Raw genomic sequence first — 20133 nt, 5'->3', positions numbered from 1 at the left:
ATCGGTGCATGATCGAGCACACCGCGCCGGAGCCGGCCAGGCCCCTGAGGTCCTGGATACGCTCCTCGCCCGGGACGCACCTCTGGTTGCTGATCATCGCCGTCACCAGCATCGTCGTGGTCATCGCGCCCGACCGGGTCGAGCACGTCCTGCTCCACCGCAACAGCAGCAACATCCATCAGCTCGACAAGTACCCCGTCCGGGCACTGCTCAGCAGCGCCTTCTGGATCGAGAACCCGGCCTCGCTCGCCCTGTACGCCGTGCTGTTCGAGCTGTTCCACGCCCCCGTCGAACGCTGGCTCGGCACCCTGCGATGGCTCACGATCGTGGTGACCGCCCACATCGTCGCCACCCTGGTCAGCCAGAAGGTCCTGCTGATGGCCATCCAGGACCATCGCGCCCCGCGCAGCATGACCCGTGTCGTCGACATCGGAGTCAGCTACGGGCTCGCGGCCGCCGTCGGTGTCCTCACCTACCGGCTCCCCGGCCCTTGGAAGTGGATCTACCTGGCCGGAGCGGTCGCGTTCTTCGCAGGCCCCCTCGCCACCGGCGGCACCTTCACCGACCTCGGCCATGCCATCGCGCTCGCCGTCGGCCTGCTCGCCTGGCCGCTCACGCGGCACGTTGTTTCACGTGAAACGTGACGCCGTGACGCCGTGAACCCGATGCGCGAACCCTGTTTCACGTGAAACATGCCTAGTCGGCTTCCGTCTCCGGTTGTGCCACACCGTGCTCCCAGGCCCACGCGGCGATCCCCACCCGGTTGCGAGCACCCAGCTTCCCCTGAACGTTCGCGATGTGGGTCTTGGCCGTCCCGGCGCTGATGAACAGCTCCGCACCGATCTCGGCGTTGGTGAGTCCCCGCGCCACCAGCCGTACGATCTCCAGCTCCCGGCCCGTCAGCGGATGCGCGGCGGGCCGGGCGACCGGACCCGCCTGCGTCAGCCGGCTCAGCAGCCGCACCGTGATCTGCGGACTGATCAGGGTGTCCCCGGCCATCGCCGCGCGCACGCCCTCGATCAGCAGCGTCGGCCCCGACCGCTTCAGCAGGAAACCGCAGGCGCCGTTGCGCAGCGCGGTGTGCACGTACTCGTCGAGGTCGAAGGTGGTCACCACCACCACCCGGGTCTGCGGCGTCAGGAGCCGGGTGACCTCCAGCCCGTCCAGCCGCGGCATCCGGATGTCCGCCAGTACCACGTCCGGCCGCAGCTCACGGGCCAGCGCCACCGCACTCTCCCCGTCCGCCGCCTCACCCACCACGGTCATGTCCGGCTGCGAATCGAGGATCAACCGGAAGCCGCTGCGGATGTCCTCTTGGTCGTCGGCTATCAAGATGCGTGTGGTCACGCAGCCATGATCACCCCTCTGGGCCGGCCGCCACCGGGAACACCGCCGAAACCAGCCAGCCGCCGTCCCCGCTCGCCCCGGCCCGCAAGGTGCCGCCCGCCGCCTCCACCCGTCCGCGCAGACCCGCCAGCCCCGTTCCGCCGCGCCGCCTGCGCCCCCGCAGGCCGCTCGCGCCCCGGGCCGGCGCGGAGTTGGCCACGCTGATCTCCGTACCCGCCTCCACCCGGCGTACGGCGACCCGCACCACGGCCGCCCCCGGCGCGTGCCGCCGTACGTTCGTCAGCGCTTCGACGGCCACGCGGTACGCCGTCGTGTCGGCCTCGCGCGACAGTTCCCGTACCGCCGCAGCGTCCGCGTCCAGCTTCCCGCCCTCGAACCGCTCCACCAGATCCGGCAGTTGCGCGAGGCCCGGCACCGGTGCCGTCGGCCCGCCCGCCGCCTCCTGCAGCGCGTGCACCGTCCGGTCCATCGAAGCCAGGGCGCTCAGCCCAGCCGCCTCGATCCGCTCCAGCGCGCGCACCGCCTGCCCGGGGTCCTGCGCGGCCACGAACCGGGCCGCCTGCGCCTGCACCACGATGGCACTCACGTCGTGCGCCACGAAGTCGTGCAGGTCCCGGGCCAGCTCCAACTGCTGCTCACGGCGCGCCTCCACAACGGCCCGCCCCACCCGGCCGGCCTGGCGACGCAGATAGCCGCCGGCCAGCGCGGCCCCCAAGGCGGGCAGCAGCCAGAACGCCGCCGCCCCGCAGGCCTCCAGCCATGATCCCGTCTCCCGCACCAGCGGAACAGGCCACAGCGCGACGCCCGCCACGCCCAAGGCGCCCGCTACGACCCCCGACCGCACGGGAGACCAGCGGGCCACGAAACCGATCAGCGGCAGCAGGAGACAAACCCAGAGCAGCGTCCATGACGCGGGCGCGTGCAGGAACGACGCGGCGATACCGACGACGGCAGCCGAGGCGAGCAACGGCGCATGCACGGCACGGAGGTTGACGGTCATGAGACCGACCCTACGAGTGCCTGCCCGGGTGGGCCATCTGCCGTTCGGCAGAGGCGGGCGGTCCGGTACCGGCGCGGACCTGCTGATCAGCGGATGGTTCCGCAGGGCCCCGCGGACGAGGCTGGAGACATCACCGACCCCCTCCGGAACAGGACGCGACCATGTCTGCAGCCGTCACCACCGCCACCGACGACGTCCGCGCCACCGCCACCGTCGCGACGGTCTCGCCCTGGCTCCGGCGGGCGGCCCACGCTGCCGCGCTCACGGTGCTCCCGAGCTGCCTGTGGCGGCTGGTGATGGCCACGGGCGTCCCGCTCGGCTTCGGCGTGGGCAGCCCGCACCACCATTCCCAGTTCCCGGGCTGGGGATCCCTCTACCTGGTCGCCCTCTGCGTCTTCCAGGAGTTGCTGGGGCTGGCGGCCCTCGGGCTGGTCCAGCGCTGGGGCGAAGAGGTCCCCCACTGGATCCCACGGCTCGGCGGGCGCCGGATCCACCGCCTGCTGGTCGTGATTCCGTACGCCCTCGCGACGATCGCCGTCACCGCCATCACGCTCGCCTCCGCCTGGTTCTGGAACGGCGTCAACGCGGCCGACCCGACCGCGCCGCGTGGGATCGGTTACTGGGCCATGACCCTGCCCTACGCCCCCACGCTCCTGTGGGGCCCGCTGCTCGGGGTGCTCACCGTCGCCTACTGGCGCCGTCGGCGGGTCCACGGCTGACGCTCGGAAAATCGCTGGTACGCGGCTTGGCCGGGGGGCAGAGTGAGTTCTGCGGGGAGCAACAAAAGGTCCGGGGCAGCCACTTCGAGCGCGCCGTACGGCGCGGGCTGTCCCGGACCTCTCCTACGTCCTGCGCGTTACGCGGCGCCCAGCAGACGCTCCAGCACCACCGCGATGCCGTCCTCCTCGTTGGAGGCCGTCACCTCGTCGGCCACCGCCGTGAGCTCCGCGTGGGCGTTGGCCATCGCCACCCCGTGCGCGGCCCAGCCGAACATCGGGATGTCGTTGGGCATGTCGCCGAATGCGATCGTCTCCGCCGCCTTCACACCCAGCCGGCGCGCGGCCAGCGACAGGCCGGTGGCCTTGGTCAGGCCGAGCGGCAGTATCTCGACGATGCCGGGGCCCGCCATGACGATGTCGACCAGGCTGCCCACGGTCTCCCGGGCCACCTTGACGAGCGCGTCCTCGTCCAGCCCGGGGTGCTGGATGTAGAGCTTGTTCAGCGGAGCCGTCCACACTGCGGTGGTGTCGTACAGGTAGACGGCCGGGAGGCCCTCCTGTACCTGGTAACCGGGCCCGATCAGGACCTCGCCGTCCACCCCGTCCCGGCTGGCCGCCAGGGCCAGCGGCCCGATCTCGGCCTCCAGCTTCGACAGCGCCAGACCGGCCAGCTGCCGGTCCAGCGTCACCGAGGTCAGCAGCCGGTGCGCACCCGCGTCGTAGACCTGCGCCCCCTGCCCGCAGACGGCGATCCCCTGGTAGCCGAGATCGTCCAGGATGTGCCGGGTCCAGGGCACGGAGCGGCCGGTGACGACGATGTGCGCCGCGCCCGCCGCGGTGGCCGCGACGAGCGCTTCACGGGTGCGTTCCGAGACGGTGTCGTCACCACGCAGCAGCGTGCCGTCGAGGTCGGTCGCGACGAGCTTGTACGGGAACGGGGCCGGGCTCACTTGGTGATCGGCTCCAGGACCTCGCGGCCGCCGAGGTACGGACGGAGCACCTGGGGCACCCGTACCGAACCGTCGGCCTGCTGGTGGTTCTCGAGGATCGCGACGATCGTGCGCGGTACCGCGCACAGCGTGCCGTTCAGCGTGGACAGCGGCTGGGTCTTCTTGCCGTCGCGGTAGCGGATCGACAGCCGGCGGGCCTGGAAGCTGTCGCAGTTCGAGGCGGAGGTCAGCTCGCGGTACTTGCCCTGGGTGGGGATCCACGCCTCGCAGTCGAACTTGCGCGAGGCGGAGGCGCCCAGGTCACCGGTGGCGACGTCGATCACCTGGAACGGCAGCTCCAGGCTGGTCAGCCACTGCTTCTCCCATTCCAGGAGCCGCTGGTGCTCGGCCTCGGCCTCCTCCGGTGCGACGTACGAGAACATCTCGACCTTGTCGAACTGGTGGACGCGGAAGATGCCGCGGGTGTCCTTGCCGTACGTGCCGGCCTCGCGGCGGAAGCACGGGGAGAAGCCGGCGTAGCGCAGCGGCAGCTTCTCGGCGTCGATGATCTCGTCCATGTGGTAGGCGGCGAGCGGGACCTCGGAGGTGCCGACCAGGTAGTAGTCGTCCTTCTCCAGGTGGTAGACGTTCTCCGCGGCCTGGCCGAGGAAGCCGGTGCCCTCCATGGCGCGCGGGCGGACCAGCGCCGGAGTCAGCATCGGGATGAAGCCGGCCTCGGTGGCCTGCGCGATGGCCGCGTTGACCAGGGCCAGCTCCAGCAGGGCGCCGACACCGGTGAGGTAGTAGAAGCGCGAGCCGGAGACCTTGGCGCCGCGCTCGACGTCGATGGCGCCCAGCGACTCGCCGAGCTCCAGGTGGTCCTTGGGCTCGAAGCCCTCCGCGGCGAAGTCGCGGATGGTGCCGTGCGTCTCCAGGACGGTGAAGTCCTCTTCGCCGCCGACCGGAACGTCCTCGTGGACGATGTTGCCGAGCTGGAGGAGGAGCCGCTTGGCGGCCTCGTCGGCCTCGTTCTGCTCGGCCTCGGCGGCCTTGACGTCCTGCTTGAGCTGCTCGGCCTTCTTCAGCAGCTCGGCCCGCTCCTCGGGGGAGGCCTTGGGGATGAGCTTGCCGAGGGACTTCTGCTCATTGCGCAGTTCGTCGAAGCGCATGCCTGAGGACCTGCGGCGCTCGTCGGCGGAGAGCAGTGCGTCGACGAGTTCGACGTCCTCTCCACGAGCGCGCTGCGAGGCGCGGACACGGTCAGGGTCTTCACGGAGCAGCCGGAGGTCAATCACCCCTCCAGGCTACCGGGCTGGGGTTCCTGGGATCACACCGATATCACGCTGCGTGTCGCTATGTCCGAATTGCAACGAATGGATAAATCTTGACGCTCGGTCGGAAGTGACCCTTCTCGGGTCGTCGATAAAAGCGGTCCGATTCGCCGAAAAGGTGCAAAGGTCGACGCGCGGGGAGGCTCTGAGCAGGACCGGAGGCGGTTCATTGTCCACAGGAATTCCTGGGGGCCGCATCTTATCCACAGGCTGTGCGCCGCATCTGTGGACACAGGAATAGATCATTGCTGGGCCGCGGGCGGTCGAGATGAATCAGAGCCCAAACCCCCCTCACACACTCATTCGGGTGGGAATGACTCGCCCCAAAGAGTTGATCGGAGATACCGGGGTGACGCCGTTCACCTTCCGCTCCCTAGCGCGAAACCTGGCGCCCGCGACCGATATGTCGACTCCGCAACGCCGTACTGTCGACTTGTCCCCAGGTCTGCGCCGACCCTGTGGATAACTCTGTGGACAGTGGAGCCGTCCTACGCGCGGCCGTCGAGGCAGCGGGCCAGCCAGTCCGAGGCGGCCGTGAAGTCGCCGTCGGAGGTTCCCGCCCGAGGCGCCCGGACATCACTCTGAGCGACACCCGCGCGCGGGTAGGAGCCGAGGAAGCGGACCTGCGGGCAGGTCCGCTTCAGGCCCATGAGCGCCTCGCTGACCCGCCGGTCGCTGATGTGGCCCTCGGCGTCCACGGCGAAGCAGTAGTTGCCGATGCCCTGTCCGGTCGGACGGGACTGGATGAGCATGAGGTTGACCCCGCGGACCGCGAACTCCTGGAGGAGCTCCAGCAGCGCACCGGGGCGGTCGTCACCGAGCCAGAGCACCACGGAGGTCTTGTCGGCGCCGGTCGGCGCGGCGGGCCGGGCGGGGCGTCCCACCAGGACGAACCGGGTCTCGGCGTTCTCCGCGTCGTGGATCTCCGTCACCAGGGGGACGAGCCCGTACGTGGCGGCGGCGAACTCGCCCGCGAAGGCGGCGTCGAAGCGGCCCTCCTGGACCAGCCGGGCGCCGTCGGCGTTCGAGGCAGCCGACTCCCACGCCGCGTCGGGCAGGTTCGCGCGCAGCCAGTTGCGCACCTGCGGCTGGGCGACCGGGTGCCCGGTGACCGTCTTGACGTCCGACAGGGCGGTACCGGGCCGCACGAGCAGCGCGAACGCGATGGGCAGCAGCACCTCGCGGTAGATCATCAGCGGCTCGCCCGAGGCCAGCTCGTCGAGGGTGGCGGTGACCCCGCCCTCCACCGAGTTCTCGATCGGGACGAGGGCGGCAGCGGCCTCGCCGTTGCGTACGGCGTCCAGGGCCGCGGGGACGGACACCATCGGGACGAGCTCCCGGGTGGCGGCTTCCGGGAGCGTGCGCAGGGCGGCTTCGGTGAAGGTGCCCTCGGGACCGAGATACGTGAAGCGGGTGGCCGACATGCGGTCAGCCTAATGCCGCGCCGCCCGCCCCCGGGGAGCCGTTCATCCTTCGAGCAGCCGCTGTCCCACGTACTCCCCGCCGCGGGGGCCGGGCGGTACGGCGTACAGGCCGCTGGACTCGTGCCGGATGAATTCCGACAGCGCGTCGCCGCGGTCGAGCTTGCGCTGTACGGGTACGAACCCGCGCAGCGGATCGGCCTGCCAGCAGACGAAGAGGAGTCCGGCGTCCGGAGCGCCGTCGGGGCCGATCCCGTCGTGGAAGGAGAAGGGGCGCCGCAGCATGGCGGCCCCGCCGTTCTGTTCGGGGGCGGAGATCCGGGCGTGGGCGTTGGACGGGATGACGGGCCTGCCGTCCTCGCCGATCTTGTCGAGCGCCATCTCGGTGGTCTCACCGCCTCCGGTCAGCGGAGCGCCGGTGGCCTTGGTCCGGCCGATGACCTGCTCCTGCTGCGCGAGGGACTGCTTGTCCCAGTCGTCGAGGAGCATGCGGATGCGCCGGACGACGGCGTACGAGCCCCCGGCCATCCAGGCGTGCTCGGCGGGCCCGGGGCCGGCGGCGGGGACGAAGATCCGCTTGTCGAAGTCGGGCTCCGAGGGCTTCGGGTTGCCGGTGCCGTCGATCTGGCCCATGAGGTTGCGGGCGGTCATCGGAGAGGCGGTGGCGCCGGGCGACCGGTTGAAGCCGTTCATCTGCCAGCGGACGCGGGCGGCGTCCCCGGCGTCCTTCTGCAGGGCGCGCAGGGCGTGGAAGGCGACGAGCCCGTCGTTCGCGCCGATCTGTATCCACAGGTCGCCGTTGCTGCGCTGGGCGTCGAGCCGGTCGGAGGAGAAGTCCGGCAGCGGGTCGAGGGCGGCGGGACGGCGGGCCGTGAGCCCCGTGCGTCCGAAGAAGGAGTGCCCGAAGCCGAAGGTCACGGTGAGGGAGGACGGTCCTGCGTCGAGGGCGATCCCGCTGTCGGCGGTCGCGGCGGGCTCGCCGGCCATGAGCCGGCGGGCGGTGTCGGACCAGCGCCGCAGCAGCGCGGCGGCCTCCGTGCGGCCCGCCCCGGGGGCGAGATCGAAGGCGACGAGGTGGCCCTTGGCCTGGAGGGGGGTGGTGATGCCGGCCTGGTGGTCTCCGTCGAAGGCCACCTGGGTGGCGCCGAGGGAGGACAGGCTTCCGGCGGCGCCCGCGGCGGGGCCGTTCCCGGCGCCGGCGAACGCGGAGTGCGCGAGGGCGCCGCCTGCGCCGCCGAGCGCGAGCCCGGCGGCGCCCGCGGCGCCGACCGTGCCCAGCAGCCGTCGCCGGGAGATCTCGATGTCGGGGTTGGTCTCGGTCACGCTGTTCAGCCGATCTTCACGGTCTTCTGGACGGTGGTCTGGTCGATGTCGGAGGTACGGACGGTCACGTCGATACGCCATTCGCCCGTGAGGGGCAGTTGGACGCTGGAAGCGGTCCAGTGCCCGGGGGCGGCCTGGTCGGGTACCACCGGCAGGGGGCCGATGTCCTTGGCCGGGAGGGTGAAGGCGACCTTGACCTCGGGGAGGTCGAAGGGCCGGCCGTCGCCGGAGTCGGCCCACAGGTGCAGGGTGTTGGCGCCGACCCGGCCCGGGTCGAGTTCGAGCCGGATGGAGCCCTTGCCGTTCTGGCCGCCGGTGTCGAACGGCAGGGTGATCTTCACGGCGCGGTCGGGGACGGCAGTGGCGGTGGCACCGCGGGCCGCCTCGCGCTCCACCGTGCGCCCGGGCTCGGTGCTGGTGAGGATCGTGGCGACGGCGAGCAGGACCACCGCGACACCAGCCTCCGCGAGGACGGAGCGGCGCAGCCCGGCGCGGTCCGGGTCGGCGTCGCGGACCTGCTTCTTGCGGGCGCTCTCGCGGGCGGCGTGCTGCCGGGCGAGCTGGGCGGCGCGCTCGGGATCGGGATCAGGGTCGGGGCCGGACCCGGCCGGCACGGAGACCGGCTCCGTTTCACGTGAAACATCCGGCCCTGTTTCACGCGAAACGTCGGGGTCTGTTTCACGTGAAACATCCTCGGACGCGTCGGTCTTCGTCACGCCCGCCGGGGCGTCGGCGAGCCGTTCGGTCCACTTCCGGGACACGTAGCCGAGGCCGAGCAGGACGGCGACCAGGCCGACCTTCAGGAGCAGCAGCCGACCGTAGTCGGTGCCGGTGAGGGCGGACCAGCTGCCCACCTGGCGCCAGGACTGGTAGACGCCGGTGACGGCGAGCACCAGGACGCTGCCGAAGGCGACCCGGGAGAAACGCCGCACGGCCCCGCGCTCGATCCCGGGCACCTTGTGGAGACAGACGAGCAGGGCGGTCAGACCGCCGAGCCAGGTGGCGACGGCCAGCAGGTGCAGGATGTCCGCGGGCATGGCCAGGCCGGGCTGGATGCCGGTGGACGCGTGCTCGGACAGGGCCCAGGTGGCGGCGATGCCGCCGGAGACCACGGCCCCGCCGATGGCCAGGCCGAAGGTCAGGTCGTTGACGTCCCTGGCCTCCTCGGCGCTTCGGGGCCCGGAGGCTTCGGCGTCGTGCAGGCGGCGTGCGAACACGCCGAAGAGGACCGCGATGAAGAGGGCGGCGGCGCCCAGCAGCAGCAGGCGCGAGATCAGTGAGGCGCCGGTCTTGGTCTCCAGGACCGCCCTGAGCCCGTCGAGGTCGAACGCGTCGGTGAACTTCCCCGACCCCGTGTACGGCGTACGGAGCACCAGCATCGCGAGCGTGGCGGCGGTCAGGGTGACCCAGGCGCGTACGACGAGCTTTTGCAGCGGCCGTTCGGCGGCGCCCCGGGGCCAGCACAGCAGGATGAAGGCGGAGCCGCCCACGAGGACGGTGAAGCCGGCGTAGGCGGCGTAGCGGGCGATCCCGTACGCGATGCCGACGGGTCCGCCGCCCGCCTGCGCGGTGGGAAGGGTGACATCGGTGGCGGAGGGCTCGCCGATGGAGAAGGTGAAGGCGCCGGCGATCGGATGGCTGTCGGCCGAGATCGCCTGCCAGGCGACGGTGTAGGTGCCGTTGGGTAGACCGGCGTGCAGGGCGGTGCCGTAGCGGATGGTGTGGCCGCTGCACATGTCGCGCAGCTCGCCGGTGTCCACGCGTTTACCGCGGGGGTCGAGGACGCGGATGGAGTCGTCGCCCAGGGCGACCTGCTCCGAGAAGGAGAGCGTGACCTGGGCGGGCGCCGTGGCGACCACCGCCCCGTCCTTGGGGTCGCTCGCGGTGAGTGCGGCGTGCGCCGTGGCCGGTGCGGCCGCGGTGAACAGGGTTGCCAGCAGGGCTGCGAGGACCAGCGCGAGCCGTGGCAGGACTGCCGTGGCACGGGCGCGGGCCGTGGAGGGAGCGGGGGCGGTGGCCGTCATGGCGTGTCAGTTCCTCGGTCCGTCAGTGGCCGTTGCCAGCCGTGGATGCCGGATCCTGGCCGGTGTACGTGCGTTCCTTGACGTCCAGCTCGACCTTGACGGTGCCGGCCTTCTCGAAGCGGAGCTCGACGGTGACCTTGTCGCCCACCTTCGGTGTGCTCTTGAGGCCCATGAACATGATGTGGTTGCCGCCGCGCTCCAGCTTGAGTTCGCCGTTGGCGGGCACGTCCATCGACTGGACCTGCTGCATCTTCTGGTCCTTGGTCTCGTGGATCTGGAGATCGTCGGAGAGCGGGGAGGTGGCACCGGTGAGCTTGTCGGCGGCCGCCGAGTCGTTCTTGATGACCATGAAGCCGCCGGCCATCTTGTCGTTCACCGGCTGGGGCATGAAGGCGCCGCTGACGGTCATCTCCGGCTTGCTGTCGCCGGAGCAGCCGGATATCGCGAGGACTGCCGCGAGGGAGAGGGCGGCGGCGAGGGTGCGGGTGGTGCGGGTGTTCACGGGTTCTCTCCCTTGATGAGCTTCGGCAGGTCCTTGGTGTAGTCGTCGACGGTGGTGCTCTCGCCGTAAAGGACGTAGCCCTCGTCGGTCTTGGGCGAGAACGCGATGACCTGGGCGCCGTGCATGGAGACGACCTTGCCGTCGGCCCCCGTCTTGGCGGCCTCGATACCGATGCCGAGCGTGCGCGCGGCGGCCTGGATGGTGGTGAAGTCCCCGGTGAGTCCGATGAAGGACGGGTCCTGGCCCTTGAGCCACGCGGCGAGGACCTCGGGAGTGTCCCGGTCGGGGTCGGTGGTGACGAAGACGACCCGGAGGTTGTCCTGGTCCGCCTGGGGCAGTGCCTTCTTGGCCACGGCGATGTTGCTCATCGTCAGCGGGCACACGTCGGGGCAGCTGGTGTATCCGAAGTAGATGAGCGTCGGCTTGCCCTTGGTCTGCTCTCGCAGGTTCCACGGCTTGCCGGTGGTGTCCGTGAGGACGAGCTCCGGCTTGCTGAAGGGGCGGTCCAGCACGGTCGCGGCCTTGTCGTGGTTCTGGCCGCCGGAGATCTGAGTGACCGAGCCGGTCTTGGCGGGCTCGTTACCGCAGGCGGTGAGGGTGAGTGCGGCCGCGGCGAGAAGCGCGGCGACCGTCACACGTGTGGTGCGCATGAAGAGATGTCCCTGGGATCGGGGATGTAGGGAGGGTGCTGGTACGGGACGACGCCACGGCGCCCGCGGGTGCGGGCGCCGCGGGCGGCGAAGGCGAGCGGGGTCAGGCGGACCGGCGACGCGAGGCGAAGCCGAAGGCGACCCCGCCGAGCCCGATGACGATGCCGGCGATGCCGAGGGCGCGCGCCGTGGTGTCGGAGCCGTGCTCGGAGGCGGCCTCGTCGTGACCGGGCGCGGCGTCCTTGTCGGCGTTCTTCGCCTCGTCCGACTTGGCTCCGGTGCCGTGCTGGTCAGCGCCCTTCGCGGCCGTCAGCTTCAGGACGGGCGCCGGGTTCTGCGGCTCCGCGGCGCCTTCCTTGGTCTCCTCGATCCACCGGACGATCTCGCCGTTGTCGTAGGTCTGGATCGACTTGAAGACCATCTGGTCGGCGTTCTCGGGCAGCTTGCCGACGGAGAGAGGGAACTGCTGGAACTTGCCGGGCTCGATTTTCCCACCGGTCCACGTGACCTTGGTGACGGCCTCGTTGACCTGCTTGCCGTGCACCGTGAGCGGCTTGTCGAGCTTGCTCTTCTCGACCGTCACGGTCCAGCCGGGAACGTCCTGCGGCATGACGGACGAGAGCGGCTGGTCGATCGGGAAGTTGACCTCCAGCTGGGTGGTCGACGCGTTGTCGCGTTCGTTGGGGACCTTGAAGTTGATCGTCGTGTAGCCGCCCTTGGTGGCTTCGCCGGGCTGGACGCCGACGTGCGCGAAGGCGGTGCCGGAGAGGACGAGGACGGAGCCGGCGGCGAGGGCGGCGGCGAAGGAGACGCGAGAGGACTTCATGGCAGGAACACTCCACGGAAGCAGGGACGGCGGTGGCTCCGCGCGGCGGCGCGCGGAGTTCACGGCACCGGCGCTCCCGCTGGGTGTCCGGGGGAGGAGGGTGCCGCGTCAGGCTGCGAGGGCGAGGGCCGTGGGCGGCCCGCGCCTGATCACCGTGTGCTGGAGTGTGTCCCGGCCCGTGCTGGCCGCGGGCTCGGACCCGGTCCGCAGGGCCCGCGAGGTACAGGTGGGCGAGGCGGGAAGCCCGGCGCCGAGGGCGCGTACGAAGGCCAGTGCGGCGCGCAGCGGACGCATCGGGGCGGCTTCGGCGGCGGAGAGCCGGGACAGTTCGACGAGTCGGAAGAGCGCGGCGTCCCCACGGCCCAGCAGCCAGCCGGCGGCGAGCGCGGCCAGCAGGTGACCGAGCAGCATGGCCGGGCTGAACAGGCCGGTCGCGGGCGCCGCGGCGGCGCTCTGAGCCAGGTGGGCGTGCACGCCGTGACCCTGTACGGCGATCTGTCCGGCCTCGGCGGCCTGTCCGGCCTGCTGGGCCAGCGCGGCCGGATCCAGGCCGGCGGCCTCCAGGATCCGCCGGGAGTCGGCCGGACTGAGCGGTACGGAGTTGCCCCCGCACACCAGCTGGGCGGCGAGCGCGGCGAGCGAGCTGTCGGAGGCGTCGGCCGGTGCCTGCGCGGCCGCGGCGCCGTGCTGGCCGAGGCCGAACAGCGCGTGCAAAGAGAGTTGTCCGGCGGTGAGCCCGACGGCGATGCCCGGCAGCGTGCGCCGTCGTCCCGCCAGCGGCGCCGCGACGGCGAAGACGGCGAGGAAGCCGATGCACAGTGACCACCAGGGCACGGTGGCGCAGGACGCCAGCGCGTGCCCGGCTGCGGACAGCACGACACAGACCGCGGTGAACACCGCGGCCCGGATCAGCCGGAGGCCGGCTCCGGCGTGCGTCGCATGGGGGTCAGACATGGCCGGGCCATCATCGCACTGCGCGTGGGCCGTTCATGCGGCAGGTCCGGAACGTCCCTTGGAGTCCCCTCTGCGCAGCCGGCCCGCCCGCCCCGGGTTTGCGCCGCACCGCATACACCGGCCTCCGGCAGAGCCGCATCGGCCGAACGAGGGCAATCGGCTCCCGGACGGCCGCAGAGCGCTTACGGCCGGTCGCGGACGGCAATACGTAACCCTATGAGCATCTGGTGGTCTCTCCACTTGAGGCGCGACGCCGCGAGCGTGCCGCTCGCCAGGCGACTGCTGCTGGGGACGATGGAGACCGTGGGGGTGGACCCGGACATCTCTTTCGATCTCTCGGTGGCACTGAGCGAGGCGTGCGCGAACGCCGTGGAGCACGGCGGGGGCGGCGAGATCCCGGACGGGGCCGAGGAGTACCGCGTGACGGCCTATCTGGACGGGGACTGCTGCCGCATCGAGGTGACCGATTCCGGTCCGGGCTTCCCGCCCTCGACGGTGGCCCGTCGCAGACCCTCCCTGGCCGAGCACGGCCGGGGCCTGGACCTGATCGCGGAGCTCTCCGACCACGTCCGTCTGCGCAACCGGCCGGGGCGCGGTGCGGTGGTCAGCTTCGACAAGATGCTGAAGTGGCGCGACGACGCGCTCCTGAAGGTGTCCTAGCCAGCCGCGTCTGGCCGCTCGTGAAGGCGCTCCCGCACGGTGGCGACACACCGGTGGGCGGGACCCTGGAAGGATCCCGCCCACCGCGTACTACCCGCCCGGGCGTCAGCCCTTGAGGCGTGCCATCCAGGCCTCGACCTCGGTCGCGGCGCGCGGCAGCCCGGCCGACATGTTCCGGTTGCCGTCCTCCGTGACCAGGATGTCGTCCTCGATCCGGACGCCGATGCCCCGGTACTCCTCGGGCACCGTCAGGTCGTCGGCCTGGAAGTACAGACCCGGCTCGACGGTGAGGCACATGCCCGGCTCCAGCGTGCCGTCCACGTACGCCTCGGTACGCGCGGCGGCGCAGTCGTGGACGTCCATGCCGAGCATGTGGCCGGTGCCGTGCAGGGTCCAGCGGCGCTGCAGACCGAGCTCCAGGACGCGCTCGACGGGGCCTTCCAGCAGGCCCCACTCGACGAGCTTCTCGGCCAGCACGTGCTGCGAGGCGTCGTGGAAGTCGCGGAACTTCGCGCCCGGCTTGACGGCGGCGATGCCGGCTTCCTGGGACTCGTAGACCGCGTCGTAGATCTTGCGCTGGATGTCGGTGTACGTGCCGTTGATCGGCAGCGTGCGCGTGACGTCGGCGGTGTAGAGGCTGTGGGTCTCCACACCGGCGTCGAGCAGCAGCAGGTCGCCGGAACGGACGTCGCCGTCATTGCGGACCCAGTGCAGGGTGCAGGCGTGCGGGCCGGCGGCGCAGATGGAGCCGTAGCCGACGTCGTTGCCCTCGACGCGGGCGCGCAGGAAGAAGGTGCCCTCGATGTAGCGCTCGGAGGTGGCCTCGGCCTTGTCGAGGACCTTCACGACGTCCTCGAAGCCGCGGACCGTGGAGTCCACGGCCTTCTGCAGCTCGCCGATCTCGAACGCGTCCTTCACCGCGCGGGCCTCGGAGAGGTAGACGCGCAGCTCCTCGTCGCGCTCCTTGGTCACCTTGTCGGTGAGGGCGGACTCGATGACGGAGTCGTGGCCGCGGACGACCCGCACCGGGCCCTCGGCCTCGGCGAGGGCCTCGGCGAGCTCGCGCACGTCCTGGGCGGGAATGCCCAGGAGCTGCTCGGCCTCGGCGAGGGAGTGGCGGCGGCCGACCCACAGCTCGCCCTGGCCGGACAGCCAGAACTCGCCGTTCTCCCGGTTGGAGCGCGGCAGCAGGTAGACGGTGGCCTGGTGGCCGGTCGGCCCGGTGGGCTCCAGGACCAGGACGCCGTTCTCCGTCTGGTCGCCGGTGAGGTACGCGTACTCGGTGGAGGCGCGGAAGGGGTACTCGGTGTCGTTCGAGCGGGTCTTCAGGCGGCCCGCGGGGACGACGAGGCGATCGCCGGGGAAGCGCGCGGACAGCGCGGCGCGGCGGGCGGCGGTGTGCTCGGCCTGGGCGATGGGCTCCAGCCCGTGCAGCTCGGTGTCGGCCCAGCCGGTACGCATGCTCTCGGCGAGCTCGTCGCTGACCCCCGGGTACAGACCGTTCTTGCGCTGCTTGTGCGTCTTCTTGGGCTGCTCTTCTTCCGGGGTCTCCGGGGTGAGCTCGTCAGCCACGTCTTCTCCTCAGCTACGACCGTACGGACCTGGGTGTGGACCGCATCCATCGTAGGCGTGTGCGGATGGGCGCGTTTCGTATCGTGCGATTTGTCACGACCTGCCCCCTCATCTCCCGCTTCCCCGTCATCTCCCCGCCCTCTCCGTTCCTCTCCGTGCCGCGGCTCACTCGAACCGGGCGGCGAGCAGCACGATGTCCTCGGGGGCGTCGGCCGGCTCCCCGCCGGGCAGCACGGTCCGCAGGATGTGGTCGCACAGGGCGGCCGGGTCGTCACGGACGCTCCGGGGCGCTCCCACGGCTGCCGCGTGCAGCCGGGCGTAGGCCCGGTCCATCGGGTCGCCGGTGTGGTGCAGCAGCCCGTCGGTGTAGAGCAGCACCGTTTCTCCAGGTGCAGGCTCGATCTCCACGCTCGGCGCCTCCCAGCAGGACAGCATGCCGAGCGGGGCGGAGAGGGAGGTCTCCAGGTACTCGGCACCGCGCTCCCCGATGAGGAGCGGCGGGGCGTGCCCGGCGCCCGCAAGGATGATCTTGGGGCCTTGGCCCCCGGCGTGAGAGTGCCCAGCCGGTTCGCAGTAGGCGAAGAGTGCGGTGGCCGAGCGCGCCGGCTCGGTCAGGCGCAGCAGCAGCTCCAGGTCGGACAGGACCGCTACGGGGTCCTCGCCCTCCATGACGGCATAGGCGCGCAGCGATGCGCGCAGCCGCCCCATCGCGGCGACGGCGCTCGGCCCCGACCCGGTGACGGACCCGACGGCCAGCCCCAGCGCGCCCTCGGGCAGCGGCAGGGCGTCGTACCAGTCGCCGCCGCCGCGCGGCCCCGTGTGGTGGCGGGCCGCGAGCTGGACTCCGGGGACCCGGGGGAGGCGGCTGGGCAGCAGTTCCTCGGCGACGGTGACCAGGCGGGTACGGGAGCGTTCCACCTCCAGCATCCGGGCCAGGTGTTCGGCGGCGTGCCGCACGTACAGCCCGGCCAGGTCGCGCTGGCGGTCGTTCGGCTCGGCCTGCTCGTCGTAGAGCCAGACGGCCGCGCCGAGCCGGCCGGTGGCTTCGGCGGTCAGGGGCAGCGCGTAGCTGGCGGCATAGCCGAGGCGGGCGGCGACCTCGCGGTGACGGGGGTCGACGGGGGCGGCGAAACCGCCGGTGCCGGGGGGTGCGCCCGGTTCGGGGAGGACCTCGGAGCCGCCTCGGGCGTCGGGGAGCCCGTCGAGGATGCGTCCGTAGGAGGTCGCGCTGCGCGGCACGGTCTCGATGTGACCGAGTTCGGCGTGGCCGAGCCCGAGACCGATCGTGCAGCTGGGGCCGAGCCCGTCGGCGGGCTCCATGACGATCAGGCCGCGGCGGGCGCCGACGAGTGCGGCTCCGGCGCGCAGGAACTCGTGGAGGGAGGCGTCGAGGTCAGTGGTGCGAGCGAGGCGCTCGGTGAGCTCGTGGAGGGTGGTGAGGTCGGAGACCATGCCCGCCAGCCGGTCCTGGATCAGGCTGGCCGGGCCGGGCGCAGGGGCCGGTGCGGGGGCAGCTCGGGCGGACGTGGGCGCCGCAGTCTGCGGCGACACGGTGACTGCTGGATCGATTCCAGCCACTTTCGGCAGATGCGAGGCGCTCATGGCGTCCGCCTTTCCACCTGGTGCGATTCGCCAAATAGCATCGCAAACCCCCAGATCGTGCTGCGCCGCCATCAAGGAATCCACATCTACACGCACACGTGGATGCATGTCCAGCATTGCCCAGGTGGGAATCCTGGTGTCCGTGGGACGGCAACTCACTGTCGAGCCAAGGCTAGAACTTGGCCGGAAAAAGCTGGAAGCAGTCGGTTTTTAAGGTCGACTGGGCGGGTGCCGCAGGGGGTCGGGTACCTATTCCGTGATGCCGGGGGTCAGTTGGCGGCGCGGGGAACCGGCCCGGCGCGGGCCGTCGTCCTTAGCGCCGGCAGGCGGCCCCGGTCGTCGGAGCGGGGCGCGCCGCGGCCCCGCCGGACGCGGGACGGACCCGTAGGGACCGCAGACCGACCCGTAAGACGGACCCGTAGAAGACCCGTAAGACGGACCCGTAGAAGACCCGTAAGACGGGCCCGCAAGAAACTGCACGAACCGTGTGACCTGCTTCTGGCGGACAGTGATGCCCCACCTGTACGTGTGGTGAGAGACCGGTTACATGGTGTGATGTGGCCCTCGACGTTCAACGGAAAGGAACGAGCGCTCATGCGCGAGATCCTCGGAAGGCGTCTCCAGCGGCTCCGTGATCGCTTTCGATCCCTGCGCTCCCTCCCTATCCCTCGGCGGAGCGGCGGTTCCTCCGCCCCCACCTCCACCTCCGCCCACCTCGAAGCGGCGCTCACCTGCGCCACCACGTGGCGGTGGCCCGTGCTGCCCGGCGTCGGCCGGTCCGCGGCGGACGCCTCGCGATGCGCCTGCCCCGACCCCGACTGCGTCGTCCCCGGCGCGCACCCCTTCGACCCGGGCCTGCTCGCCGCCACGACCGACCCACGGATGGTGGCCTGGTGGTGGACCAACCGGCCCACCGCCCCCGTTCTGATGGCGACCGGCGGGACCGCCCCGTGCGCGTTGAGCCTGCCGGCCGCCGCGGCCGCGCGGGCCCTCGTACGACTGGAGGCGCAGGGACTGCGGCTCGGGCCGGTCGTGGCCACGCCGACCCGGTGGTCGCTGCTGGTGGCGCCGTACTCGCTGGAGCGGCTCGGCGAACTGCTGTACGCGAAGGACCACGTTCCCTCCTCGCTGCGTTTCCACGGCGAGGGCGGGTACCTGTTGCTGCCGCCCTCCGCCGCGTCGAGCGGCGGCCAGGTGCGCTGGGAACGGGAGCCGCGGGCCCGGGGGGCGTCGCAGCCGTCGGCGCAGCGGAGGCCTTCGGCTCAGCGGATGCGGCGGGGCCAGCGGACGCCGCAGGGCGCCGGCACGCTCTGGCTGCCCGAGGTCGAGGCGGTCGTGGACGCGCTCGTCGAGGCGAGCAGCGGTGCGCCCGGCGGCGGCAGCCGGCTCGCGTACTGATCTGCCGAGCGTCGGCGGATCACTCGTACGGGTGCCAGCGCGACGAGTTTCCCGGGGAATTGGGCGCGGGGATCTCCGCGCCCCATTCCCGCATCGCTATCTTCGGCGAATGAATCTCCGCCTGATCGGTATCGGCGCCGGTGTGCTGATCATCTTGTCGCTCCCGCTCGCTGGAGCGATCGCCGGGCCGGATTTTGCCGGTCAGGATGACGGAAAGGGCGGCGGCCTGTTCTCGACGCTCGGGCTTTCGCACTCTTCTCGCACATCTCCCTCGTCTCAGCGGCCGGCCTCGGCCCCGGCCCCGGCCGCCGAGGCCGAGGCGTCCGGGCCCGAGCGGCCCGGCCAGGCCGAGCAGCCCCGTACGGATTCCCGCTGCGGCCCCGAGCTGTCCTCGCCGCACGGTGTGGAGGCGCAGACCTGCGTGCTGGTGTCCGAAGGCCGGACGTGGGGCCGGAGTTACTACCGCAACACGAGTGGTCATGCGCTGGATGCGGTGCTGACGCTGATGGGGCCGGCGGGGCGCACGGTGCAGATCCGGTGCGCGGTCGGGCCGGGTGACGAGCCGGGCCTGTGCGAGACGCCCAAGGATGCTTCGGCAGGGGATCCCGAGAGTTACTCCGCTGTTGCGGAATTCGCAGTTCCGGATGATGAAGGCGACTTGCTCTTGCGGTCCGGGAGCAACTCTCCGGCCCCGGGTGACGGTTGAGTACCGCCGGAAATGGAAGGGCCCGGCCGCTGGCGACGGGGGATGCACCAGCGACCGGGCTACAAGAACGGTAACAAGAGATCGCCTCTACGCAAATTCGATCTCTGATATTCAGACACCGATTTGCCGACGATTAGCGGGAGTTGTGACTCCGGTCACCGGCTCCGCAGCGGGCGCGCGGTCAGCTGAGGGTCACCTGGCGGTTGGTGAGTCCGCCGCGTGCCCGGCGCTCCTCCGTGGTCAGCGGGGCGTCCGAGGCCAGGGCGCCGGCGAGGCGCTCCGCGAACTCCGCCGCGGGCTTCTCCACGTCGTCGGCCGTGACCCCGGTGGGCAGGTCCCAGACCGGGACCATCAGGCCGTGCGCACGGAAGGAGCCGACGAGCTTCGTGCCCTCGCCGAGCGAGGACGTGCCGGCCGCGTGCAGCCGGGCGAGGGCGTCGAGCAGCTTCTCCTCGGGGTGCGGCATGACCCAGCGCAGGTGGTTCTTCTCCGGGGTCTCGCACCAGTACGCGGCGTCCACGCCGGTCAGCTTGATGGTGGGAATGGCGGCCTCGTTGGCGCGTTCCAGCGAGGCGGCGATCTCCGGGGAGGCGTTCTGCGCGCTGTCGGATTCCGGAATCCAGAATTCGAACCCGCTGTGGACAACAGGCTCGAAACCGCCGTCGGCGTCCAGGAGATCCTGAAGTCGCGGACCCTCGGCGGGAACCCGGCGGGCGGCGACGGGGGTACCCGGTTCGGCCGCGAGCGCACGCTCCAGGGTGTCGGCCATGTCGCGGCTCAGGTCCCCGGTGGACGAGTCGTTCTGCAGGCCGAGCAGGACGGACCCGTCCTCGCGGCGCAGCGCCGGCCAGGCCATGGGAAGGACGGTCACCAGCGTGACGGAGGGGACGCCCTCGGGCAGGCCGCCCTTGAGGGACAGCGGGACGGTGGCCGCGGGGACCAGCTCGCGCAGCGCGACCCAGTCGCACTCGCCCGGCAGGCCCTCGAAGGGGCGCTGGACGTGCTCGGTGACGGCGTGCGCGGCGGCTGCGCCGTGGCAGGCCTTGTAGCGGCGCCCGGATCCGCAGGGGCAGGGCTCACGGGCGCCCACGACGGGGATCTCACCGTTGTTGAGCTGCGGCTTTGCGGTCTTGGCTGCGGGGCGCTTCTTGGCCATCGTGGGTGTCTCC

At 71.6% G+C, this 20133-nt stretch carries 19 protein-coding genes; 5 read left to right on the top strand and 14 right to left on the bottom strand.

Annotated features, from left to right (window positions below; all coding sequences use genetic code 11):
- Window positions 1-8: 8 nt before the first annotated feature.
- Window positions 9-644, top strand: a complete 636-nt coding sequence (locus AC07DU_RS20295; RefSeq protein ID WP_479112738.1) for a rhomboid-like protein — start codon at window positions 9-11, stop codon at window positions 642-644.
- A gap of 52 nt (window positions 645-696) precedes the next feature.
- Here AC07DU_RS20295 and AC07DU_RS20290 read toward each other — a convergent pair whose 3' ends face one another.
- Window positions 697-1347, bottom strand: coding sequence for a response regulator transcription factor (locus AC07DU_RS20290; RefSeq protein WP_360900210.1), 651 nt, complete (start codon window positions 1345-1347; stop codon window positions 697-699).
- Window positions 1348-1357: 10 nt separating this feature from the next.
- Entirely contained in the window at window positions 1358-2347 is a 990-nt protein-coding gene (locus AC07DU_RS20285; protein ID WP_479112736.1) for a sensor histidine kinase, read from the bottom strand.
- A gap of 161 nt (window positions 2348-2508) precedes the next feature.
- Here AC07DU_RS20285 and AC07DU_RS20280 point away from each other — a divergent pair, with 161 nt between their 5' ends.
- Window positions 2509-3066, top strand: coding sequence for a hypothetical protein (locus AC07DU_RS20280; RefSeq protein ID WP_479112734.1), 558 nt, complete (start codon window positions 2509-2511; stop codon window positions 3064-3066).
- A gap of 137 nt (window positions 3067-3203) precedes the next feature.
- Here AC07DU_RS20280 and AC07DU_RS20275 read toward each other — a convergent pair whose 3' ends face one another.
- From AC07DU_RS20275 to AC07DU_RS20235, 9 genes are all read right to left on the bottom strand, one after another.
- Window positions 3204-4016, bottom strand: coding sequence for an HAD family hydrolase (locus tag AC07DU_RS20275; protein ID WP_479112732.1), 813 nt, complete (start codon window positions 4014-4016; stop codon window positions 3204-3206).
- A complete protein-coding gene (gene serS, locus AC07DU_RS20270; RefSeq protein ID WP_360900198.1) occupies window positions 4013-5290 on the bottom strand; it encodes a serine--tRNA ligase in 1278 nt (425 codons plus the stop codon). The genes AC07DU_RS20275 and serS overlap by 4 nt, the downstream gene beginning before the upstream one ends.
- Before the next feature lie 524 nt (window positions 5291-5814).
- Window positions 5815-6750, bottom strand: coding sequence for a prephenate dehydratase (gene pheA, locus AC07DU_RS20265; protein WP_360900195.1), 936 nt, complete (start codon window positions 6748-6750; stop codon window positions 5815-5817).
- A gap of 42 nt (window positions 6751-6792) precedes the next feature.
- Window positions 6793-8070, bottom strand: coding sequence for an iron uptake transporter deferrochelatase/peroxidase subunit (gene efeB / locus AC07DU_RS20260; RefSeq protein ID WP_479112729.1), 1278 nt, complete (start codon window positions 8068-8070; stop codon window positions 6793-6795).
- Window positions 8071-8075: 5 nt separating this feature from the next.
- The gene (locus AC07DU_RS20255) at window positions 8076-10094 is read right to left on the bottom strand and encodes a copper resistance CopC/CopD family protein (RefSeq protein WP_479112727.1); all 2019 of its coding nucleotides are present in this window, start codon (window positions 10092-10094) and stop codon (window positions 8076-8078) included.
- A gap of 22 nt (window positions 10095-10116) precedes the next feature.
- Window positions 10117-10596 carry a copper chaperone PCu(A)C gene (locus AC07DU_RS20250; protein WP_453370736.1) on the bottom strand — a complete coding sequence of 160 codons (480 nt, stop codon included), beginning with the start codon at window positions 10594-10596 and terminating at the stop codon, window positions 10117-10119.
- Window positions 10593-11246 carry an SCO family protein gene (locus tag AC07DU_RS20245; RefSeq protein ID WP_479029247.1) on the bottom strand — a complete coding sequence of 218 codons (654 nt, stop codon included), beginning with the start codon at window positions 11244-11246 and terminating at the stop codon, window positions 10593-10595. The genes AC07DU_RS20250 and AC07DU_RS20245 overlap by 4 nt, the downstream gene beginning before the upstream one ends.
- Before the next feature lie 103 nt (window positions 11247-11349).
- Window positions 11350-12072: a YcnI family copper-binding membrane protein gene (locus AC07DU_RS20240; RefSeq protein ID WP_360900180.1), complete on the bottom strand. Its 723-nt coding sequence runs from the start codon at window positions 12070-12072 to the stop codon at window positions 11350-11352.
- Window positions 12073-12180: 108 nt separating this feature from the next.
- Window positions 12181-13026, bottom strand: a complete 846-nt coding sequence (locus tag AC07DU_RS20235; protein ID WP_479029243.1) for a hypothetical protein — start codon at window positions 13024-13026, stop codon at window positions 12181-12183.
- A 216-nt stretch (window positions 13027-13242) separates the two neighbouring features.
- Here AC07DU_RS20235 and AC07DU_RS20230 point away from each other — a divergent pair, with 216 nt between their 5' ends.
- The gene (locus AC07DU_RS20230) at window positions 13243-13686 is read left to right on the top strand and encodes an ATP-binding protein (protein ID WP_360900174.1); all 444 of its coding nucleotides are present in this window, start codon (window positions 13243-13245) and stop codon (window positions 13684-13686) included.
- A 105-nt stretch (window positions 13687-13791) separates the two neighbouring features.
- Here AC07DU_RS20230 and AC07DU_RS20225 read toward each other — a convergent pair whose 3' ends face one another.
- The gene (locus tag AC07DU_RS20225; protein WP_360900170.1) at window positions 13792-15258 is read right to left on the bottom strand and encodes an aminopeptidase P family protein; all 1467 of its coding nucleotides are present in this window, start codon (window positions 15256-15258) and stop codon (window positions 13792-13794) included.
- Between the two features lie 165 nt (window positions 15259-15423).
- Window positions 15424-16977: a PP2C family protein-serine/threonine phosphatase gene (locus AC07DU_RS20220; RefSeq protein ID WP_479112725.1), complete on the bottom strand. Its 1554-nt coding sequence runs from the start codon at window positions 16975-16977 to the stop codon at window positions 15424-15426.
- A gap of 477 nt (window positions 16978-17454) precedes the next feature.
- On the opposite strand from AC07DU_RS20220, the gene AC07DU_RS20215 reads away from it, so the two are divergent.
- On the top strand, window positions 17455-18258 hold the full coding sequence (locus AC07DU_RS20215) for a bifunctional DNA primase/polymerase (RefSeq protein WP_479029239.1): 804 nt from the start codon (window positions 17455-17457) through the stop codon (window positions 18256-18258).
- A 109-nt stretch (window positions 18259-18367) separates the two neighbouring features.
- Entirely contained in the window at window positions 18368-18964 is a 597-nt protein-coding gene (locus tag AC07DU_RS20210) for a hypothetical protein (RefSeq protein ID WP_479029237.1), read from the top strand.
- Between the two features lie 181 nt (window positions 18965-19145).
- Here the strand turns inward: AC07DU_RS20210 and AC07DU_RS20205 are convergent, their stop codons facing one another.
- Window positions 19146-20120 carry a DUF5926 family protein gene (locus tag AC07DU_RS20205; RefSeq protein WP_479029235.1) on the bottom strand — a complete coding sequence of 325 codons (975 nt, stop codon included), beginning with the start codon at window positions 20118-20120 and terminating at the stop codon, window positions 19146-19148.
- Between the last annotated feature and the right edge of the window lie 13 nt (window positions 20121-20133).

Source organism: Streptomyces sp. NPDC045695, from assembly GCF_056432025.1.
This window is presented reverse-complemented; position numbering and strand designations above follow the sequence as displayed.

What these genes read in the sequence shown, in the direction of transcription:
- pheA (WP_360900195.1), bottom strand. Translation starts at nt 6,750, where the DNA reads ATGTCGGCCACCCGCTTCACGTATCTCGGTCCCGAGGGCACCTTCACC.
- AC07DU_RS20295 (WP_479112738.1), top strand. Translation starts at nt 9, where the DNA reads ATGATCGAGCACACCGCGCCGGAGCCGGCCAGGCCCCTGAGGTCCTGG.
- AC07DU_RS20220 (WP_479112725.1), bottom strand. Translation starts at nt 16,977, where the DNA reads ATGCTGGACATGCATCCACGTGTGCGTGTAGATGTGGATTCCTTGATG.
- AC07DU_RS20255 (WP_479112727.1), bottom strand. Translation starts at nt 10,094, where the DNA reads ATGACGGCCACCGCCCCCGCTCCCTCCACGGCCCGCGCCCGTGCCACG.
- AC07DU_RS20235 (WP_479029243.1), bottom strand. Translation starts at nt 13,026, where the DNA reads ATGTCTGACCCCCATGCGACGCACGCCGGAGCCGGCCTCCGGCTGATC.
- AC07DU_RS20205 (WP_479029235.1), bottom strand. Translation starts at nt 20,120, where the DNA reads ATGGCCAAGAAGCGCCCCGCAGCCAAGACCGCAAAGCCGCAGCTCAAC.
- AC07DU_RS20215 (WP_479029239.1), top strand. Translation starts at nt 17,455, where the DNA reads ATGCGCGAGATCCTCGGAAGGCGTCTCCAGCGGCTCCGTGATCGCTTT.
- AC07DU_RS20240 (WP_360900180.1), bottom strand. Translation starts at nt 12,072, where the DNA reads ATGAAGTCCTCTCGCGTCTCCTTCGCCGCCGCCCTCGCCGCCGGCTCC.
- AC07DU_RS20230 (WP_360900174.1), top strand. Translation starts at nt 13,243, where the DNA reads ATGAGCATCTGGTGGTCTCTCCACTTGAGGCGCGACGCCGCGAGCGTG.
- AC07DU_RS20285 (WP_479112736.1), bottom strand. Translation starts at nt 2,347, where the DNA reads ATGACCGTCAACCTCCGTGCCGTGCATGCGCCGTTGCTCGCCTCGGCT.
- AC07DU_RS20245 (WP_479029247.1), bottom strand. Translation starts at nt 11,246, where the DNA reads ATGCGCACCACACGTGTGACGGTCGCCGCGCTTCTCGCCGCGGCCGCA.
- AC07DU_RS20280 (WP_479112734.1), top strand. Translation starts at nt 2,509, where the DNA reads ATGTCTGCAGCCGTCACCACCGCCACCGACGACGTCCGCGCCACCGCC.
- AC07DU_RS20210 (WP_479029237.1), top strand. Translation starts at nt 18,368, where the DNA reads ATGAATCTCCGCCTGATCGGTATCGGCGCCGGTGTGCTGATCATCTTG.